The 16,550-nt window shown below is 70.1% G+C and carries 17 protein-coding genes; 10 read left to right on the top strand and 7 right to left on the bottom strand.

The window, feature by feature from the left end; genetic code table 11:
• Positions 1–57: 57 nt before the first annotated feature.
• A complete protein-coding gene (locus ASD56_RS00775; protein ID WP_055960113.1) occupies positions 58–1,737 on the bottom strand; it encodes a DHA2 family efflux MFS transporter permease subunit in 1,680 nt (559 codons plus the stop codon).
• Entirely contained in the window at positions 1,734–2,378 is a 645-nt protein-coding gene (locus ASD56_RS00770; RefSeq protein ID WP_055963378.1) for a TetR/AcrR family transcriptional regulator, read from the bottom strand. The genes ASD56_RS00775 and ASD56_RS00770 overlap by 4 nt, the downstream gene beginning before the upstream one ends.
• A 139-nt stretch (positions 2,379–2,517) precedes the next feature.
• Between ASD56_RS00770 and ASD56_RS00765 the strand changes: the two genes are divergently transcribed.
• Entirely contained in the window at positions 2,518–3,381 is an 864-nt protein-coding gene (locus ASD56_RS00765; RefSeq protein WP_055960111.1) for an amidohydrolase family protein, read from the top strand.
• A complete protein-coding gene (locus ASD56_RS00760) occupies positions 3,378–3,701 on the top strand; it encodes an L-rhamnose mutarotase (protein ID WP_055960108.1) in 324 nt (107 codons plus the stop codon). Before ASD56_RS00765 ends, ASD56_RS00760 begins: the two co-directional genes overlap by 4 nt.
• Before the next feature lie 3 nt (positions 3,702–3,704).
• Here ASD56_RS00760 and ASD56_RS00755 read toward each other — a convergent pair whose 3' ends face one another.
• On the bottom strand, positions 3,705–5,426 hold the full coding sequence (locus tag ASD56_RS00755; RefSeq protein ID WP_055960105.1) for an amidase: 1,722 nt from the start codon (positions 5,424–5,426) through the stop codon (positions 3,705–3,707).
• Positions 5,423–6,466: an agmatine deiminase family protein gene (locus tag ASD56_RS00750; RefSeq protein WP_055960102.1), complete on the bottom strand. Its 1,044-nt coding sequence runs from the start codon at positions 6,464–6,466 to the stop codon at positions 5,423–5,425. The genes ASD56_RS00755 and ASD56_RS00750 overlap by 4 nt, the downstream gene beginning before the upstream one ends.
• A gap of 273 nt (positions 6,467–6,739) precedes the next feature.
• Here ASD56_RS00750 and ASD56_RS00745 point away from each other — a divergent pair, with 273 nt between their 5' ends.
• Genes ASD56_RS00745 through ASD56_RS00725 form a run of 5 tightly spaced genes read left to right on the top strand, consistent with a single transcriptional unit; the run spans position 6,740 to position 10,816 of the window.
• A complete protein-coding gene (locus ASD56_RS00745) occupies positions 6,740–7,708 on the top strand; it encodes an LLM class F420-dependent oxidoreductase (RefSeq protein ID WP_055960099.1) in 969 nt (322 codons plus the stop codon).
• Between the two features lie 17 nt (positions 7,709–7,725).
• On the top strand, positions 7,726–8,535 hold the full coding sequence (locus tag ASD56_RS00740) for a glycosyltransferase family 2 protein (protein WP_055960096.1): 810 nt from the start codon (positions 7,726–7,728) through the stop codon (positions 8,533–8,535).
• A gap of 49 nt (positions 8,536–8,584) precedes the next feature.
• Positions 8,585–9,634, top strand: coding sequence for an iron-containing redox enzyme family protein (locus ASD56_RS00735; RefSeq protein WP_055960093.1), 1,050 nt, complete (start codon positions 8,585–8,587; stop codon positions 9,632–9,634).
• Complete coding sequence (locus tag ASD56_RS00730) at positions 9,627–10,607, top strand: glycosyltransferase (RefSeq protein WP_055963375.1); 981 nt, start codon at positions 9,627–9,629, stop codon at positions 10,605–10,607. The genes ASD56_RS00735 and ASD56_RS00730 overlap by 8 nt, the downstream gene beginning before the upstream one ends.
• The gene (locus ASD56_RS00725; protein ID WP_055960090.1) at positions 10,604–10,816 is read left to right on the top strand and encodes a CDGSH iron-sulfur domain-containing protein; all 213 of its coding nucleotides are present in this window, start codon (positions 10,604–10,606) and stop codon (positions 10,814–10,816) included. Before ASD56_RS00730 ends, ASD56_RS00725 begins: the two co-directional genes overlap by 4 nt.
• 112 nt (positions 10,817–10,928) lie before the next feature.
• Here ASD56_RS00725 and ASD56_RS00720 read toward each other — a convergent pair whose 3' ends face one another.
• Together ASD56_RS00720 and ASD56_RS16535 are read right to left on the bottom strand one after the other, a co-directional pair.
• A complete protein-coding gene (locus ASD56_RS00720) occupies positions 10,929–11,603 on the bottom strand; it encodes a DUF6766 family protein (protein ID WP_082541320.1) in 675 nt (224 codons plus the stop codon).
• Between the two features lie 5 nt (positions 11,604–11,608).
• Positions 11,609–11,731, bottom strand: coding sequence for a hypothetical protein (locus tag ASD56_RS16535; RefSeq protein ID WP_268777881.1), 123 nt, complete (start codon positions 11,729–11,731; stop codon positions 11,609–11,611).
• 183 nt (positions 11,732–11,914) lie between these two features.
• On the opposite strand from ASD56_RS16535, the gene ASD56_RS00710 reads away from it, so the two are divergent.
• The 3 genes from ASD56_RS00710 (at position 11,915) to ASD56_RS00700 (ending at position 15,242) form a co-directional block, all read left to right on the top strand.
• A complete protein-coding gene (locus ASD56_RS00710; RefSeq protein WP_055960081.1) occupies positions 11,915–13,603 on the top strand; it encodes a SulP family inorganic anion transporter in 1,689 nt (562 codons plus the stop codon).
• Positions 13,600–14,271 carry a GAP family protein gene (locus tag ASD56_RS00705; protein WP_055960078.1) on the top strand — a complete coding sequence of 224 codons (672 nt, stop codon included), beginning with the start codon at positions 13,600–13,602 and terminating at the stop codon, positions 14,269–14,271. Before ASD56_RS00710 ends, ASD56_RS00705 begins: the two co-directional genes overlap by 4 nt.
• 86 nt (positions 14,272–14,357) lie before the next feature.
• Positions 14,358–15,242: an SDR family oxidoreductase gene (locus ASD56_RS00700; RefSeq protein ID WP_055960075.1), complete on the top strand. Its 885-nt coding sequence runs from the start codon at positions 14,358–14,360 to the stop codon at positions 15,240–15,242.
• A gap of 8 nt (positions 15,243–15,250) precedes the next feature.
• On the opposite strand, the gene ASD56_RS00695 is transcribed toward ASD56_RS00700, so the two are convergent.
• Complete coding sequence (locus ASD56_RS00695) at positions 15,251–16,429, bottom strand: ROK family transcriptional regulator (RefSeq protein ID WP_055960072.1); 1,179 nt, start codon at positions 16,427–16,429, stop codon at positions 15,251–15,253.
• Positions 16,430–16,550: the final 121 nt, after the last annotated feature.

Genomic DNA, 16,550 nt, shown 5'->3' with positions numbered 1-16,550 from the left:
GAACGCGCAATGGGCCGCACCTGCAAAGGTGCGGCCCATTGTCGTGGTCCCCTGCGCTCAGCGCCGGTCGCGAGTGCCGTCCTCGACGGCGAGCTGGGACTCGCCGTCGTGGCGACGATGCGCCTCCCGCTCGGCGGCCTCGAGCAGCTCGGCTTCCTCTCCGCCGATCGCCTCACCGCGGGCGACGAGACCCGCGACGTCCGACAGCGGGATCTGCTTCAGGAACAGGGCCAGCACGAACGCGATCGCGATGAAGGGGATCAGGTACCAGAAGACCGGCGCCAGCGCGTCGGCGTAGGCGGTGACCACGCCGTCGCGCAGCTCGTCCGGCAGCTCGGCGAGTACCGACGGGTCGATGGTCGAGGTGGCCTCTCCCGCCTGCGCGGCGGTGGCTCCGGCATCCGTGAAGACCTTCGTCAGGTTCTCGGTGAGCCGAGAGGTGAACAGCGTCCCGAAGACGGCGATGCCAAGGGCGGCGCCCATCTCGCGGAAGTAGTTGTTCGTGCTCGTCGCGGTACCGAGGTCGGACGCCGGGACGGCGTTCTGCACCACCAGCACGACGACCTGCATGATGAGGCCGAGTCCGGCTCCGAAGACGAACAGGTAGACGCAGATCAGCCAGATCGGCGTCGTCGCCGCAAGCGTCGTCATCGCGAGCATGGCGAGGCCGGTGATGATCGTGCCGAGGATCGGGAAGATCCGGTACTTGCCCGTCTTCGTGATGAGGAGCCCCGACGCGATCGAGGTGCCCATGAGGCCCACCATCATCGGAAGCATCAGAAGACCGGATGCCGCCGCCGACGTGCCGGACGACATCTGGAGGAAGGTCGGGATGAAGCCGATCGCCGCGAACATCCCGATGCCGAGCATCAGCCCGATCGCCGTGGCGTTGACGAACACCGGGTTGCGGAACATCGCCAGCGGCATGATCGGATCGGCCGCCCGCGACTCGGTGAACACGAACAGCGCGGCGGCGAGCAGCAGGCCGAGGCCCCAGCCCCACGTGGCGGTGTGGTCCCAGCCGAAGTCCTTCGACCCGCCGAAGTCGGTGAAGAAGATGAGGCACGTCGTGGCGATGGACAGGAACAGCACGCCGAGCCAGTCGATCGGCTTCTCGGCGTTCTTGTCGGGGAGCTTGAGGGCGAAGACCGCGATGAAGAACGCGGCGATGCCGACGGGGATGTTGATGTAGAAGGCCCACTGCCACGTCATGTGATCGACGAAGAAGCCACCCAGAAGCGGGCCGCCGACGGCCGCGAGGCCGAAGATGGCGCCGAGGGGGCCGAGGTACTTGCCGCGTTCGGAAGCCGGAACGATGTCGGCGATGATCGCCTGCGACAAGATCATCAGGCCGCCGCCGCCGAGGCCCTGCACGGCACGGAAGACGACGAACATCCAGAAGTCGGTGGCGAAGGCGCAGCCCACCGAGGCCAGGGTGAAGATCGCGATCGCAACGAGGAACAACCGGCGCCGGCCGAGGACGTCGCCGAACTTGCCGTAGATCGGCATGACGATCGTCGTGGCCAGGATGTACGCGGTGGTGATCCAGACCTGGTGCGAGACGCCTCCCAGCTCGCCGACGATCGTCGGCATGGCGGTCGACACGATCGTCTGGTCGAGGCTGGCCAGGAGCATTCCGGCGATCAGCGCGGAGAAGATGATCCAGATGCGCCGCTTGGTCAGCAGCATCGGTGCGGGACCGCCGGGTGCGGTCGGGACGGAGGCGGTGGCGGTCATTCGGGCTTTCCGATCGGGATGGTCTGGCTGGCGAAGAGTGCTTGGGTCGCCTCGATGCGGCGATGGAAGACGACGGCGAGCGGGTCGGCGTTGCCGGGCTCGAGGAAGGCGCCGAGCGCGCTGCGGGAGACGGCCCCGACGATCTGGGCGGCCAGTTCGGCGCGCGGGTCGCCTTCGCTGAGGCCTTCGCGCTGCTCGATGAGGCGCGCATCCGCCTGCTCGGCCTCGATCCCGAGCTGGATCATCCGCGCGAGCAGGCGCGGCTCCTTGTCGACGGCGGCGATGAGCAGGGCGACGGTTTCGGGCGCCACCTCGAAGCCCCGCCAGCGCGTCTCGGTGAGCTCGGCGAGGTCGGCCAGTAGGGCGGGGGAGATCTCGCCGGCGGCGGGGGACGGCTTGGCCATGAAGGCCGCGACTGCCTCGGCGTCGGAATGACCGATCGGGATGCCGAGCACGGCGTCCTCTTTGGAGGCGAAGTAGTTGAAGAACGTGCGCCGGGAGACGGCGGCTTCGGCGCAGAGCTCCTCGATAGTGAAGCCGGCGAGACCTCGCTCGGCCGTGAAGGTGCGGCTGACGCGGATCAGCGTCCTGGTCGTCTCCGACCGGCGCTGATCCCGAATCGGATTTGCACTATCTTGCACGGAGTGCATTGTTGCACTCTCGGACCTCTAGTGCAAATTCATATGATCTCTTCCGGTAATTCCGGCAGCGCCTGGCCTATGGCAGTCTGTTCAGCATCGGTTCATCAGATCCCTGACGGCTCTCGAAGGAGAGAACCACATGACCTTCCATGCTGCGCGCGTCGTTGACTCTCACCAGCACCTCTGGATGATTTCCGAGCGCGCGTACGACTGGATCGTGCCGGAGCACGGCCCGCTGAACGCCGACTTCGGGCCGCAGGACATCGCGCGCGATGCAGAAGCCGCGGGAATCACCGCGACAGTCCTCGTTCAGGCCGCCGACACCTACGAGGACACGTTCTACATGCTCAGCGTCGCCGCTCGGGAAGACCGCGTGAAGGGTGTGGTGGCGTGGGCACCGCTGGCTCGGGCCGCCGAGGCGGAGGCCGCAATCGATCTTTACGCTCGCAGTCCCTTCGTCAAGGGCCTCCGAGCGCTGACCCACACCTACGACGACCCCCGCTGGATCCTCCGCGAAGACGTCGGCGGCGTCCTCGGACTCCTCACAGCATGCGGTCTGACACTCGACTACGTGTGTACGACCCGCGAGCACGTCGCTGCGGTCACTGAGCTCGCGCAGCGTCACCCCGATCTCACGCTCATCGTCGACCACCTGGCGGCACCCGACATCAAGTCGCGAGATCTCGGGAAGTGGGGCGATCAGATCCTCGCCTTGAGCGCGAACCCGAACGTGCACATGAAGCTCTCCGGGTTGAGCACATCGTCCGAGGCCGGCTGGACGGCGGCCGACTGGCAGCCCTGTGTGGATCATGTGCTGGGCGCGTTCACCGCTGATCGAGTGATGCTGGGCAGTGACTGGCCGGTGAGCATCCTCGGCGGAGATTTCGCAGACGTCTGGGCAGCCCAGCTGGAGACCATCGCAGGTCGATCCGCAGAGGAGCGCGACGCAGTGACGTGGCGTACAGCGTCCAGAGTCTACGGACTCGGTCTGGAGCACTCATGAGACGCATCGCCTCGGTCATCGGCCTGCCTGCTGAGAATCACGTCGAGTACGAGAGGCTGCACGCCGACGTGTGGCCTGCCGTGCTGAAGCGACTCTCGGCGAGCGGAGTCATGAACTACTCGATCTTCCGCCACGGCGACCTTCTCTTCTCCTACCTGGAGTATGTCGGGACCGACTTCGAGGCCGACATGGCGGCCATGGCCGCCGACCCGGCGACGCAGGAGTGGTGGGCCGTGTGCAACCCCCTGCAGCGACCCGTCGCGGATCGCGCTGAGGGGGAGTGGTGGAAGGAGATTCCCGAGGTCTTCCACCTCGACTGATGATCAGCCCAGCGGTGGTGTCCGCGGCGGTGGGACCCGACCGGGAGTGATCGCCTCGAACGCGGCCGCGAGCCGGAGCAGCGCGGTGTCGTCGTACGCCCGGCCGGCGAACGTCAGGCCGACCGGCATCCGCGTGTCGTCCATCAGACCCATCGGCACGGTCACGGTCGGGATGCCGAGGTGCCGGATCGCGAGGTTGCCGTTGGCGATCCAGACGCCGTTGCGCCAGCCGAGGTCGGCCGACGCGGGGTTCACGTCCATGTCGGCCGACCCCACGTCGGCGACGGCGGGGAAGACCACCGCGTCGAGCCCGAGCCGGTCCATCCACTCCTCGAGGTCGATGCGCCGCGTCTCTTCGAGACCGCGAAGACCTGCCTCGAGTTCGGGGATGTCGTCCAGCGAGGTCACCGGGTGCTCGCGCACGTGCGCCGGGTAGTCGGCGATGTCGTCGTCGAAGCCGGTGTACCGGTCGGGCAGTGCACCTTCGGGATGCGGGAAGATCCGGGCGCCGTCGACCTGGTCGAGGCTCGGCAGCGCCGGATCCCCGTTCGCCCGCAGGAAGTCGTCCCACGCCCAGGCCGACAGGTCGAGGATCTCCCGCGCGAGGAACTCGGGCGAGACCAGCCCGCGCGTGCGCAGGGTCGGCGCGCCCGGCCGGTCGCCCTCGTAGTTCGAGACCACGGGGAAGTCGACTTCGCGCACCTCGGCACCGTGGGCTTCGAGGGCTCGGCGCGCGGCATCCCAGAGCGCGATCACCGAGTCGCGGGTCTGGATGCGCGTCCCGGTGGGGCCGCCGATGCCCGGCGCGGCCGCGGTGCCGGCCTCTTCATCGGCGTTGACGTACATGCGCGGCACGCCGATGCGGCGCCCCAACAGCAGGCGACCGGGATCGGCGAGGGCTTCGCGGCCGAGCGCCGGATAGGACCCGGGCCTGATGGCCGAGGCGGCCGGCAGCTCGACCCAGGGCTGCGCCCGCCAGAAGTCCCCGCGCACCTCCGTGTCGTCGGCCACCACCACGTCGAGCACCTCCAGCAGGTCCGCCATCGTCCGGGTGTGCGGGACCACGACGTCCATGGTCGGCACGAGCGGCCAGTTGCCGCGCACCGAGATCACGCCGCGCGACGGCGTGTACGCACACAGCGCGTTGTTCGATGCCGGACCGCGTCCGCTCGACCAGGTCTCCTCGCCCAGGCCGAAGGCGGCGAAGCTCGCCGCCGTCGCGGTGCCCGAGCCGTTGGACGAGCCCGAGGCGAACGGCGCCGTCAGAAACTCGGCGTTGTAGGGACTCTCCGCTCGTCCGTACAGGCCCCGCTGCATGCCGCCGTTGGCCATCGGAGGCATGTTCGTGAGCCCGAGGCACACGGCGCCGGCGGCGCGGAGCCGCTCGATCGTGAACGCGTCGCGCTGAGCCACGAGGTCGGCGAACGCCGGGCTGCCGGCGGCAGCCGTGAGTCCCCTCACGAGGTAGCTGTCCTTGGCGGTGTACGGGATACCGTCGAGCGGGCCGAGCGTGCGTCCTTCCTTCCGCCGCGCATCGGACGCGGCCGCCTCGGCGACAGCTCCCGGATTGCGCACGACCACGGCGTTGAGCGCGGTCTCGGTGCCGGGGCCGTCGTACGCATCGATGCGAGCGAGATACGCCCGCACCAGCTCGCCGCTGGTCGTCTCGCCGCTGTCGAGGGCCGCGCGCAGGTCGGCGATGCCGGCCTCCACCACATCGATCATCGCGTCGCCGACCCCACCACCGGCTGCTGCTGCGTGATGCAGTGGATGCCGCCGCCGCGCGCGAAGATCGGCCGGGCATCGACGCTCACGACCTCGCGCCCCGGGTACGCGTCCGACAGGATGCCGCGGGCCGCGGCATCCGCCTGGTCCTCACCGAACCCGCAGGCGATGACCCCGCCGTTGACGACGAGGTGGTTGATGTAGCTCCAGTCGACGAAGCCCTCGTGATCGCGCAGCGTCGCCGGAGCGGGCACATCGATGACCTCCCACGCCCGGCCGGCGGCATCCGTCTCGCCTTCGAACAGCTCGCGCAGCTCGCGCGTGACCTCGTGGTCGGGGTGGGCGGGGTCGGCCTGGTGATGCAGCAGGACACGGCCCGGCGAGGGGATGGTGGCGACGATGTCGACGTGGCCGTTGGTGCCGAAGTCGTCGTAGTCGCGCGTGAGTCCGCGCGGCAGCCAGATCGCCTTCGTCGTCCCGATCGTGCGGGCGAGCTCGGCCTCGACACGGGCGCGGTCGGCGTAGGGGTTGCGGCGCGGGTCGAGCTGCACGGTCTCGGTCAGCAGCACGGTGCCCTCGCCGTCGACGTGGATGCCGCCGCCCTCGTTGACGAGCACCGAGCTGACGAGTTCAGCGCCGACGTGGGCGGCGACGAAGCGGCCGATCTCCGCCGACAGAGCCCACTCCGCCCACTCCGGGGCGCCCCAGCCGTTGAAGATCCAGTCGACGGCGCCGAGCACTCCGGGTCGCTCGTCGTCCAGCACGAAGGTCGGACCGAAGTCGCGCATCCAGAACTCGTCGAGCGGCGCCTCGACGATCTCGACGTCGCTCGAGAGCATCCGCCGGGCTCGCTCCATCTCGGTCGGGTCGACGACCATCGTGACCGGCTCGAACTGCGCCACCGCGTGGGCGGTCGCCGTCCATGCGGCGTAGCACTCCTCCTGCTCGGCGGCGGTGTCGCCCAGGGTCTGCCCGGCGCGCGGGAACGCCATCCACGTGCGTTCGTGCGGCGCGGTCTCGGAGGGCATGCGCCAGCTCATCGGGCGTCCTTTCGGGTTCGACGACGTCATCGATCCGGGATCACGGTACCCGGTTGTCACACTTCGCGCCCGGCCGACAAGCTCGCCCGGCTCGACGCGGAGATGCCGCTGACCCGGTGATCGGGTGCGGCGGGTGAGGCGCAGCCGCTCCCGGATATCCGCCGGGCCTCGGGCGTGTCAAGCCCGTCGCCGGTCGGGGCGCGACCGCGCATGCTCGATACCGCGGGCGACCGGCGTCGCCCTTGGGTACAGCGGACGAGAGCGAGGACGAGCATGGCGCGATTCGGATACACCCTGATGGCCGAGCAGAGCGGACCCAGGGAGCTGGTCCGCTACGCGCGGGCGGCCGAGGAGGCGGGCTTCGACTTCGAGGTGTCGAGCGATCACTACTCCCCATGGCTGACGAGCCAGGGCCATTCCGCGTACGCGTGGTCGGTGCTCGGGGCGGTGGCGCAGGTCACCGAATCCGTCGAGCTGATGACCTACGTCACGTGTCCGACGATGCGGTATCACCCCGCCGTCGTCGCGCAGAAGGCGGCCACGATGCAGCTGCTCTCGGACGGCAGGTTCCTGCTGGGACTCGGGTCGGGCGAGAGCCTCAACGAGCACGTCGTCGGCGAGGGGTGGCCCGGTGTCGGCACCCGCCAGGCGATGCTCGAAGAGGCCGTCGACATCATCCGCGAGCTGCACACCGGAGAGCTGGTGACCTTCGACGGCGAGTACTTCCGGGTGGACTCCGCCCGCATCTGGGACGTTCCCGACGGCGGTGTGCCGATCGGCATCGCGGTGTCGGGCGGTGACAGCATCGAGCGGTTCGCCCCGATCGGCGACCACATGATCGCGGTGACCCCCGAGAAGGACATCGTCACCGGATGGGACGTCGCCCACCCGGGGGATTCGCGCAAGATCGGCCAGGTGCCGATCTCCTGGGATCCCGATATGGATGCCGCGATCGAACGCGCGCACGACCAGTTCCGCTGGTTCGGCGGTGGATGGGCCGTCAACGCGGATCTGCCGACGCCGGCGGGCTTCGAGGCCGCGAGCCGATTCGTGCGGCCGGAGGACGTCGCGGAGTCCATCGCGTGCGGTCCCGATCTCGACGCGCTCGCCGAGAGCGTGCGGCCTTTCCTCGACGCCGGCTTCACCGACATCGCGCTCGTCCAGATCGGCGACGAGCAGCAGGAGCGCTTCCTGGCCGAGGTCGCCGAGCCGCTCCTCGAGCGCGTCCGGGCCCTCGGCTGACCGGATCGGAGGCTCCGATGCCGCGCAACGCCGCTCTCTCGACGGTGTCGGTCGTCATCCCGGCCAAGGACGACGGCGGTCCGCTCGCCGCGTGCCTTGCGGCACTGGGCGCGCAGACACGGCCCGCGGACGAGATCGTCGTAGTCGACAACGGCTCGTCCGACGCCACCGCGCGCGTCGCCGCCGAGTCGGGCGCCCGCGTGGTCCGCTGCAGTGAATCCGGCATCCCGGCGGCGACCGCGGCGGGGTTCGACGCCGCCGTCGGCGACGTGCTCCTACGCCTCGACGCCGACTGCGTCCCGGCCCCGTGGTGGATCGAGCGTGCCGTCGCCGCCCTCGATGACGCACCCCACGCGGCGGCCGTGACCGGAGGCGCGCGCTTCATCGACGGTCCGAGGATCCTGCGCGGCCCGCTCGCCGCCGCGTATCTCCTGGCCTATGCGACGGCCACCATCCCCCCGCTCGGCCACATGCCGCTCTTCGGCTCCAACTTCGCCGTACGCGCCGAGGCGTGGCGCCGCGTCCGGGCGGAAGTGCATCGCCATGATCCGGACGTCCACGACGACCTCGATCTCGCCTTCCATCTGGGGGAAGACCACGTGATCGTGTACCGCCCCGGCCTCACGATGGGGATGTCGATGCGCCCGTTCCGCAGCGCCGCGTCGTTGCGGCTCCGGCTGTACCGTGGCATCCGCACCGTCACGGTGCACTGGCCGCACGACTTCCCCCCGTGGCGATGGGTCCGTCGTGTCCTGCGACGGCGCGCGGCGCGTATCGCCCCGCCGCCGAACTCGTCAACCCCCGCGACAACCCCGCGCGCCGCTTGAGATCGTCGTGTCGCCGCGGACCTCGCGGACCGCTGCGACGAGGAGACCCATGACGATCGCCGACGCCGAAGCACCGGCCCATGCCCTGACCCCGCGGGGTCCGCTCAGCGCCACGACGCTGGCCACGCTGATGCACGCCGACTTCGGGCACCGGCGCACGGCTCTCGTCGCGGCCAGCCGCGACGCCGTCCTCGGGAGCACCGATGTCTCCGACGACGAGGACATCCAGCTGACGCTGTTCCTGCTCTACGCCTGCGCCTACGGATCGCTCGACTGGATCGACCCGGGCTGGGAGTGGCATCCGGTGCTCATCGAGGCGCGCGGCATCCTCGAGGCGGCGTTCGAAGCATCGCTGCGCACTCTCGTGACCAACCCCGAGACGCCGGACCCTGACGCGCGGGCCATCGCCGCCGCGCTGTTCGAGCTCACCGCACCGACGCCGGGGCCCTCGCTGTCGCGGCACATCGCCAAGCACGCGACCCTCGAGCAGGCGCGCGAGTTCCTCATCCACCGCAGCATCTATACGCTGCGCGAGGCGGACCCGCACTCGTGGGCCATCCCGCGGCTGACCGGCCGGGCCAAGGCGGCGCTCGTCGAGATCCAGGCCGACGAGTACGGCGGCGGCCGGCCCGAGCGCGTGCACGCCGAGATCTTCGCGCGCACGATGACGGGCGCGGGCCTGGACTCGACCTACGGCGCGTACGCCGACCTGGTGCCGGCGGCGACGCTGGCTCCGATGAACGCGATGTCGATGTTCGGTCTCAACCGTCGCCTCGTCGGCGCCATCGTCGGCCATCTCGCGGCGTTCGAGATGACCTCGTCCCTCCCCAACCGCTCGTACGGCGACGGCTTCCGGCGCCTCGGGTTCGGCGAAGACGTCACCGACTACTTCGACGAGCACGTCGAGGCGGATGCCGTGCACGAGCAGATCGCGGGGCGGGACCTCGCCGGTGCTCTCGGCGAGGATCGACCCGATCTGCTCCCCGACATCATGTTCGGAGCTGCCGCCTGCCTCTACCTCGACGACCGCGCCGCCGACGTGATGCGCGAGGCGTTCGAAGCGGGCCGCAGTGCGCTGCGGGGAGGCGCCGTTGCCTGAAGACCTCGATGCCGAGTACGTGCTGCCTCTGCTGCGCCGCGACCGTCGCGGCGAGGACGAGTTGGTGCGCTACCTGTCGTGGCTCGGCGACCGCCTCGATGTGACGGTCGTCGACGCCTCGCCGGCCGACCTGTTCGCGGCGCTCGACGAGCGGCTGAGCGAGGGCGTCGTCCACGTGCCGCCGGCGGCCTCCGGGCTGAACGGCAAAGCGCGGGGAGTGCTGACGGGGCTCGAGGTCTCACGGCACGACCGCGTGATCATCGCCGACGACGACATCCGCTATGACGACGTCACACTCCGCGCCGTCGTCGATCGGCTGGCCGAAGCGGACTTCGTCCGTCCGCAGAACGTCTTCGCCTCGTTTCCCTGGCACGCACGCTGGGACACCGCGCGGAGCCTGATCGGCCGCGCCTTCGGCGGCGACTACGGCGGCACGGTGGGTGTCCGTCGCAGGACGGTCGTCGAGGCCGGCGGCTACAGCGCCGATGTGCTGTTCGAGAACCTCGAGCTCGAGCGCACGGTCGCGCTCTCCGGCGGGCGGGTGGACGTCGCCCGCCGGATCCTGGTTCCTCGGCTCCCTCCCACGGCAGCGCACTTCGCCGGGCAGCGCGTGCGGCAGGCCTATGACGACCTCGCCCAGCCGGCTCGGCTCGCCGTCGAGGCCGCGCTCCTGCCGGGGCTCGCGGCAGCGACTCTTCTCCGCCGGTGGCGCCTGCTCGCGGTCTTCGCCGCGACCGCTGTGGGGGTCGCCGAATACGGCCGCCGCGTGGCGGGCGGGCGCCGGGCGTTCCCGGCCACCAGCGCACTATGGGCGCCGGTATGGCTGCTCGAGCGGGCGGTCGCCGTCTGGATCGCACTGGGCTGGCGGCTGCGCGGCGGGATTCCCTACGCCGGCAGCCGCATCTTCTCGGCAGCGACGCCGGTCTCGCTGCTGCGTCGCCGGCTCACCACGACGGAAGGACTCGTGTCATGAGCGAGAGGTTCGCACGTGTGACCGCCTGCCCGGACGGGCCGCTCATCGTGCGCGGCGACGTCGAGATCCTCGGCGAGGACGGGCAGCCGCTGCGCAATCCGCGTCACACCGTGGCACTCTGCCGCTGCGGGGCGTCGGCGATCAAGCCGTGGTGCGACGGGACGCACAAGCTGACGCGGTTCTCCACGGCGCCCCCGCCGTCCGAGTGACCACCCGCGCGGCATCCGCTCGACAGGAGTCCCGGTCTTCCGCAGGACGCATCCGCCAGAAATCTCCTGTGGAAGATCACAACTCCTGTGGGGCGCTGGCCCCGGCCCCGCCTCACTCTCCGGAGACCGAGGTCGTGGGATGCGGAGCGCCCACGGGCTTGGACTCACTGGAGCCGCGCTGGCGCAGGAAGATCGACAGCGCGATCATGGCGCCCACGGCGAGGAACTCGGACTGCCAGTTCTGCAGCGTGCGATCCCAGAAGTCCGGCGTGCCGATGTACTCCGCCCACGTCATCGGCGGCTCTCCGTGCTGGGCGTTCTCGGAGTTCATGACGACGGTACCGGCCAGGGACTGCGCCAGCCACGACAGCACGAACACGACGCCCATCACGATGAGCAGCGAGTTCGAGAAGATGACCTGACGGATGCCGCGCGACCGGGCCCACTCGGGGGAGTCGGGCTGGGCGTGATCGCCGACCATCTGCTCTTCATCGGAGCCGGGTCCTTCGTCGCCGGGCTTCTTCGACTCGGGCGAACCTCGCTGGACGAGCCAGATCGTCGCGGCGATGAAGAGGAAGAACTGCAGGAACTCGGATTGCCAGTTCTCCGCCACGTCGACGATGAACTCGGAGGAGGTGACGAACTGCGACAGCGGTTCGGCCGGCTGGCCGTGCTGCGCGAGCAGCTCGTTGTTCTCGAGCCACCCTGCGATCGCCTGACCGGCGAGGGCGATGACGAAGAGCGCGCCGAACAGCAGACTCAGCGCGTTGTCGCGAATCGGTCGCATCGCGCTCACCTCCCGCTCAACGGAACCAGGATCATGTACGCCAGTCCGACCGCCAGCACCGCGATCCATGACCAGAACACCACTGCCTCGCCCGGGCGGGGACCCTCTTCTTCCGGTGTGAAGTCCACGGTCTGCTCCTTCCCGTCTGTGACCGCCGTGGCGGCCTCCGATGCGGAGAGGTTGCCGCGTATATGCCGCGGGGGGAACAGGGTTGACACATCGCCCTTCCGGGGGCACGGCGCGAGGGCGCGTCGTTGGCGCGCCGGCGCGATCCACGACACGATGGGACGACCGATCTGAAGAGGATGCCGATGGCTGCCGCCCCGCCCCGACGTGTACTTCCCGGCCTCACGCGCCGCAACATCGGTCAGGAGCTCCTGGCCGGGGTCACTCTCGTCGCCATCGCGGTGCCGCTCAACATCGGGTACGCCCAGATCGCGGGGCTGCCGGCCACCGCCGGGCTGTACGCCCTCATCGTGCCGACGGTGATCTACGCGCTCACCGTGTCGTCGCGCCAGCTGGTGGCTTCTCCGGATGCCGCGGCCGCCGCGCTGGTCGCCTCGTCCATCGGCGGCCTGGCGGTGGCCGGCACCGCGGACTATGCGACGCTCGCCATGGCGCAGGCGATCATCGGCGGGCTGATGTTCCTGCTGCTGGCGCTGTTCAAGCTCGGGTTCGTGGCCAACTTCCTCTCGAAGCCGATCCTCGTCGGCTTCGTCGGCGGCCTCGCGTTCGACATCCTGATCAGTCAGATCGCCAAGATGCTCGGCGTGAAGATCGACTCGGGCGCCGAGGTCCTCGACAAGGTCACGCAGCTGTTCGCGGGGTTGCCGACGGCCAACGTCTGGTCGATCCTCATCGCCGCGGCATCCGTTCTCGTGCTTCTCGGCGGCCGCAGGCTGCTTCCCGCCGTCCCCTGGGCACTCGTCGTGCTGGTCGTCTCGACCGCGCTGGTGATGCTGACCCCCGCGGAGGAGGCGGGCGTGGACGTGCTGGGCGCGGTGCCCGCCGGACCGCCCGTGCTGACCTGGCCGGTGATGGAGTGGTCGATGTGGCTGGCGGTCGTTCCGTCCGCCATCGCGCTCACGATGGTGACCACCGCCGAGGGGCTGCTCGTGTCGCGCTCGTACGCCGAGAAGCGCGGGTATCCGATCGAGCCGAACCGCGACCTGTTCGCGCTGGGGCTCGGGAACATCGCCGCCGGCGCGTCCGGCAGCTTCACGATGGGCGCCTCGACGTCGCGCACCGCGGCGATGGACCAGGCGGGCTCGCGCACGCAGCTGCCTTCGCTCGTGCTGGCCGGTGGCACCCTCCTGCTGCTCCTGTTCGGAACAGCGCTGCTCGCCGACATCCCGTCGCCTGCGATCGGCGCGATCGTGGCGGTCGCGATCCTGCCCCTCCTCGGCATCAAGGAGTTCCGCGCGCTGTGGCGCATGGACCGCTTCGAGTTCGCGATCGCCGCCGTCTGCTTCCTCACGACCCTCTTCGTCGGCGCGATCCCGGGAATCGTCGTGTCGTTCGTGCTGGCCCTGATCAACCTCGTGCAGCGCGCGTCGCACCCGCCCATCGACGTCCTCGCCTCGACCGGCGACCCGGCGGAGTCCCTGCTCACCGGGGCGCCGAAGGGCAGCGTGACCGTACCCGGAGTCCTGGTCATCCGGCTCGCCGCTCCTCTCTTCTTCGCCAACGCCGCGTCGTTCACGCAGGCGGTCACGGACGCCGTGAAGGCCGCGGGTGCCGACGGCATCCGGCACGTCGTCCTCGACATGGAGGCGGTCACCGACGTCGACGTGACCGGAGCGGAGGCCTTCGAGACGCTCGTCCGGTGGCTCGACGACCACTCCATCGCGCTGGCGTTCAGCCGCATGAGACCCCCGATCGCCGAGCGCATGCGCACACTGGACCTCCTGCGGGATCAGCACGTGTTCGACACCAATCGCGCCGCGCTCGCGGCGCTGAGCGACCCTGAATCCAGCAGTGAAAGCGGTGCACCGTCATGACCGAGACCATCGGCGAGATCCTCCCCCTGGCGTTGGGGGTCGCGATCAGTCCCATCCCGATCATCGCGGCGATCCTCATGCTGCTCTCGCCGAAGGCGCGGGTCACCAGCGTCGGATTCCTCCTCGGGTGGATCGCCGGCATCGTGCTGGCGGTCACGGTCTTCACCCTGCTCGCCTCGGTGATCCCGCCGTCCGACCCCGACGAGGCGGCGCCCGTCCGCGGCACGATCCAGCTTCTGCTGGGTGCCCTGCTCCTCGTGCTCGCCGCCCGCAACTGGCGTGCGCGGCCGCGCCCCGGGCAGGAACCGGCGATGCCGAAGTGGATGCACGCCATCGACACGATCTCGTTCTTCGGGGCGCTGGGCCTGGGCCTGCTGCTCTCGGCGGTCAACCCGAAGAACCTGATGATGGGCGCCGCAGCCGGTACCGACATCGGCTCGGTGGACCTCTCCGCGAGCGACACGGTGCTCGTCATCGCCGTGTTCACCCTGATCGCGGCATCCACCGTCGCCATCCCGGTCATCGGCTACCTGATCGCGGCGAAGAGCCTGCGGGAGCCCCTCGACGCCCTGCGCGGCTGGCTGGCGCACGAGAACGCCGTCATCATGGCCGTCCTGCTGCTGGTGATCGGCGTCGTCCTGATCGGCAAGGGGATCGGCTCCTTCTAGCGGGCACGCCGCACGCGTCAAGCCCCTACCCGGTCGCACGCAGGTCTTCGTAGCGTCGATGGACGACCAGCGAAGGAGATGCGCGGATGTCCGAGACGAAGACCGACCCCCGTGACAAGCACGCCGAAGGCGGGTTCCCCGATCAGCAGCAGGAGCAGCCCGGGCTGACCGACGAGACGACTCCCGAGCCGGATCACGGCGAGGACTCGTACGTCGGCGCCGAGCGCCTGACGGGGCGCAAAGCGCTCATCACCGGCGGCGACTCGGGCATCGGCCGGGCCGTGGCCATCGCCTTCGCCCGCGAGGGCGCCGACGTGGCGATCGCGCACATGCCCGAGGAGCAGGAGGACGCCGACGACACCGTGGCGCTCGTCCGGGATGCCGGACGCACGGCCGCCTCGTACGCCGGCGACGTCCGCGACGAGGCCTTCGCCATGTCGATCGTCGACGACGCCCGCGAGGCGCTCGGAGGCCTCGACATCGTGGTGCTCAACGCGGCATACCAGAAGGATCGCGAGAGCCTGGCGTCGCTGGAGACCGACGAGATGGACCGGGTCTTCCAGACCAACCTCTACGGCCTCATCTACTCCGCTCGACAGGCGGTGCCGCACCTGAAGCCCGGCAGCTCGATCATCGTGACGTCGTCCGTCCAGGCGTTCAACCCGTCGCCCGGCCTGCTCGATTACGCCATGACGAAAGCGGCACAGGTCGCGTTCGTGAAGGCGCTGGCCGAGGAGCTCGGGCCGAAGGGCATCCGCGTGAACGCGGTCGCCCCTGGGCCGATCTGGACCCCCCTCATCCCGGCGACGGGATGGGATGCGGAGCGCCTCGCCTCGTTCGGCACCGACACGCCCCTCGGCCGGCCGGGACAGCCGGCCGAGCTCGCGGGCGCCTACGTGTACCTGGCATCGGAGGCGGCCTCGTACGTGTCAGGGGCGGTGCTCCCGGTGACGGGCGGCAAGCCGCTCTGATCTCGGGATCAGGTCGAGACGAGGGCGGACAGGGTCTCGGGCGAGAGGGCGTGCTCGATCGCGAGCATGCTCGCCCCGAGCACCGCGGCGTTGTGCGCGGCGGCGGACTGCACGATCGACAGATGCTCCGTCGCCAGCGGGATGGAGCGCGTGTAGACGACCTCGCGCACGCCGGCGATCAGGTGCTCGCCGACGCGGGCCATCGATCCGCCGATCGCGATGACCGAGGGATTGACGAGGCTCACGCAGGTCGTGAGCACCTCGCCGATGTCGCGCCCGGCCTGACGCACCGCCTGGATGGCGTCGATGTTGCCGCGCTTGACGAGATCGACGACGTCGTTGCCGTTCTCTGCGGGCACGCCCTGGGCGCGCAGGGCCCGGGCGATCGCGGGTCCTGAGGCGAGCGCCTCGAGGCATCCCTGATTCCCGCAGTGGCAGGGGACGCCGGCGCCGCGGGCGACGCGGACATGGCCGATGTCGCCCGCGATGCCCTGCGCGCCGCGCTGCAGGGTGCCGCTCGAGATCACGCCGGAGCCGATGCCGGTGGCCACCTTGACGAACATGAGGTGCTCGACGCCCGGGAACGCGGTCGCGCGCTCGCCCAGCGCCATGATGTTCACGTCGTTGTCGACGAGCACCGGCACGTCGAGGTGCTGCTGCACCCAGCCCGGCACGTCGAAGCGGTCCCAGCCGGGCATGATGGGCGGGTTCACGGGCTGACCCGTGGAGTGCTCGACCGGCCCCGGGATCCCCATGCCGATCGCCGCGAGGTCACTGGTCGAGCGGCCGATCTGCTCGAGAAGCGCGAGGGCGTGGTCGACGACCCATGTGAGCACGGGCACGGGCCCGAGGGTGACGTCCAGCGGCTCGCTGTGCTGGGCGATGATGCTGCCCGTGAGGTCGGTCACGGCCAGCGTGGCGTGCGAAGCGCCGATGTCGGCGGCGAGCACGAGACGGGCGCTCGGGTTGAGGGCGAACTGCGACGGCGGGCGGCCGCCGGTCGACACGGTCTCGGCGATCGGGGTGATCAGCCCCATGCGCATCAGCTCATCGACGCGCGCCGCAATGGTCGATCGGGCGAGGCCGGTCGATTTCGCCAGCTCGGCCCGCGTGCGGGGGACGCCGTCGCGCAGAAGCTGGAAGAGCTGGCTCACTCCTGACACGGTCGTCGGGGACTCGGTGCTCATATTCGCCACATTTCAGTTTATCGGCGCCGATCGGGTGCCGAAGTCCGCAGGACTTCCGACGGATGCCGCGGCCCGGCGCGCAGGACCGTACAGAAGTCCATGTGCGCCGGGCTGCGACATC

Source organism: Microbacterium sp. Root166 (assembly GCF_001427145.1).
Taxonomy (GTDB): Bacteria; Actinomycetota; Actinomycetes; order Actinomycetales; family Microbacteriaceae; genus Microbacterium.
This window is presented reverse-complemented; position numbering and strand designations above follow the sequence as displayed.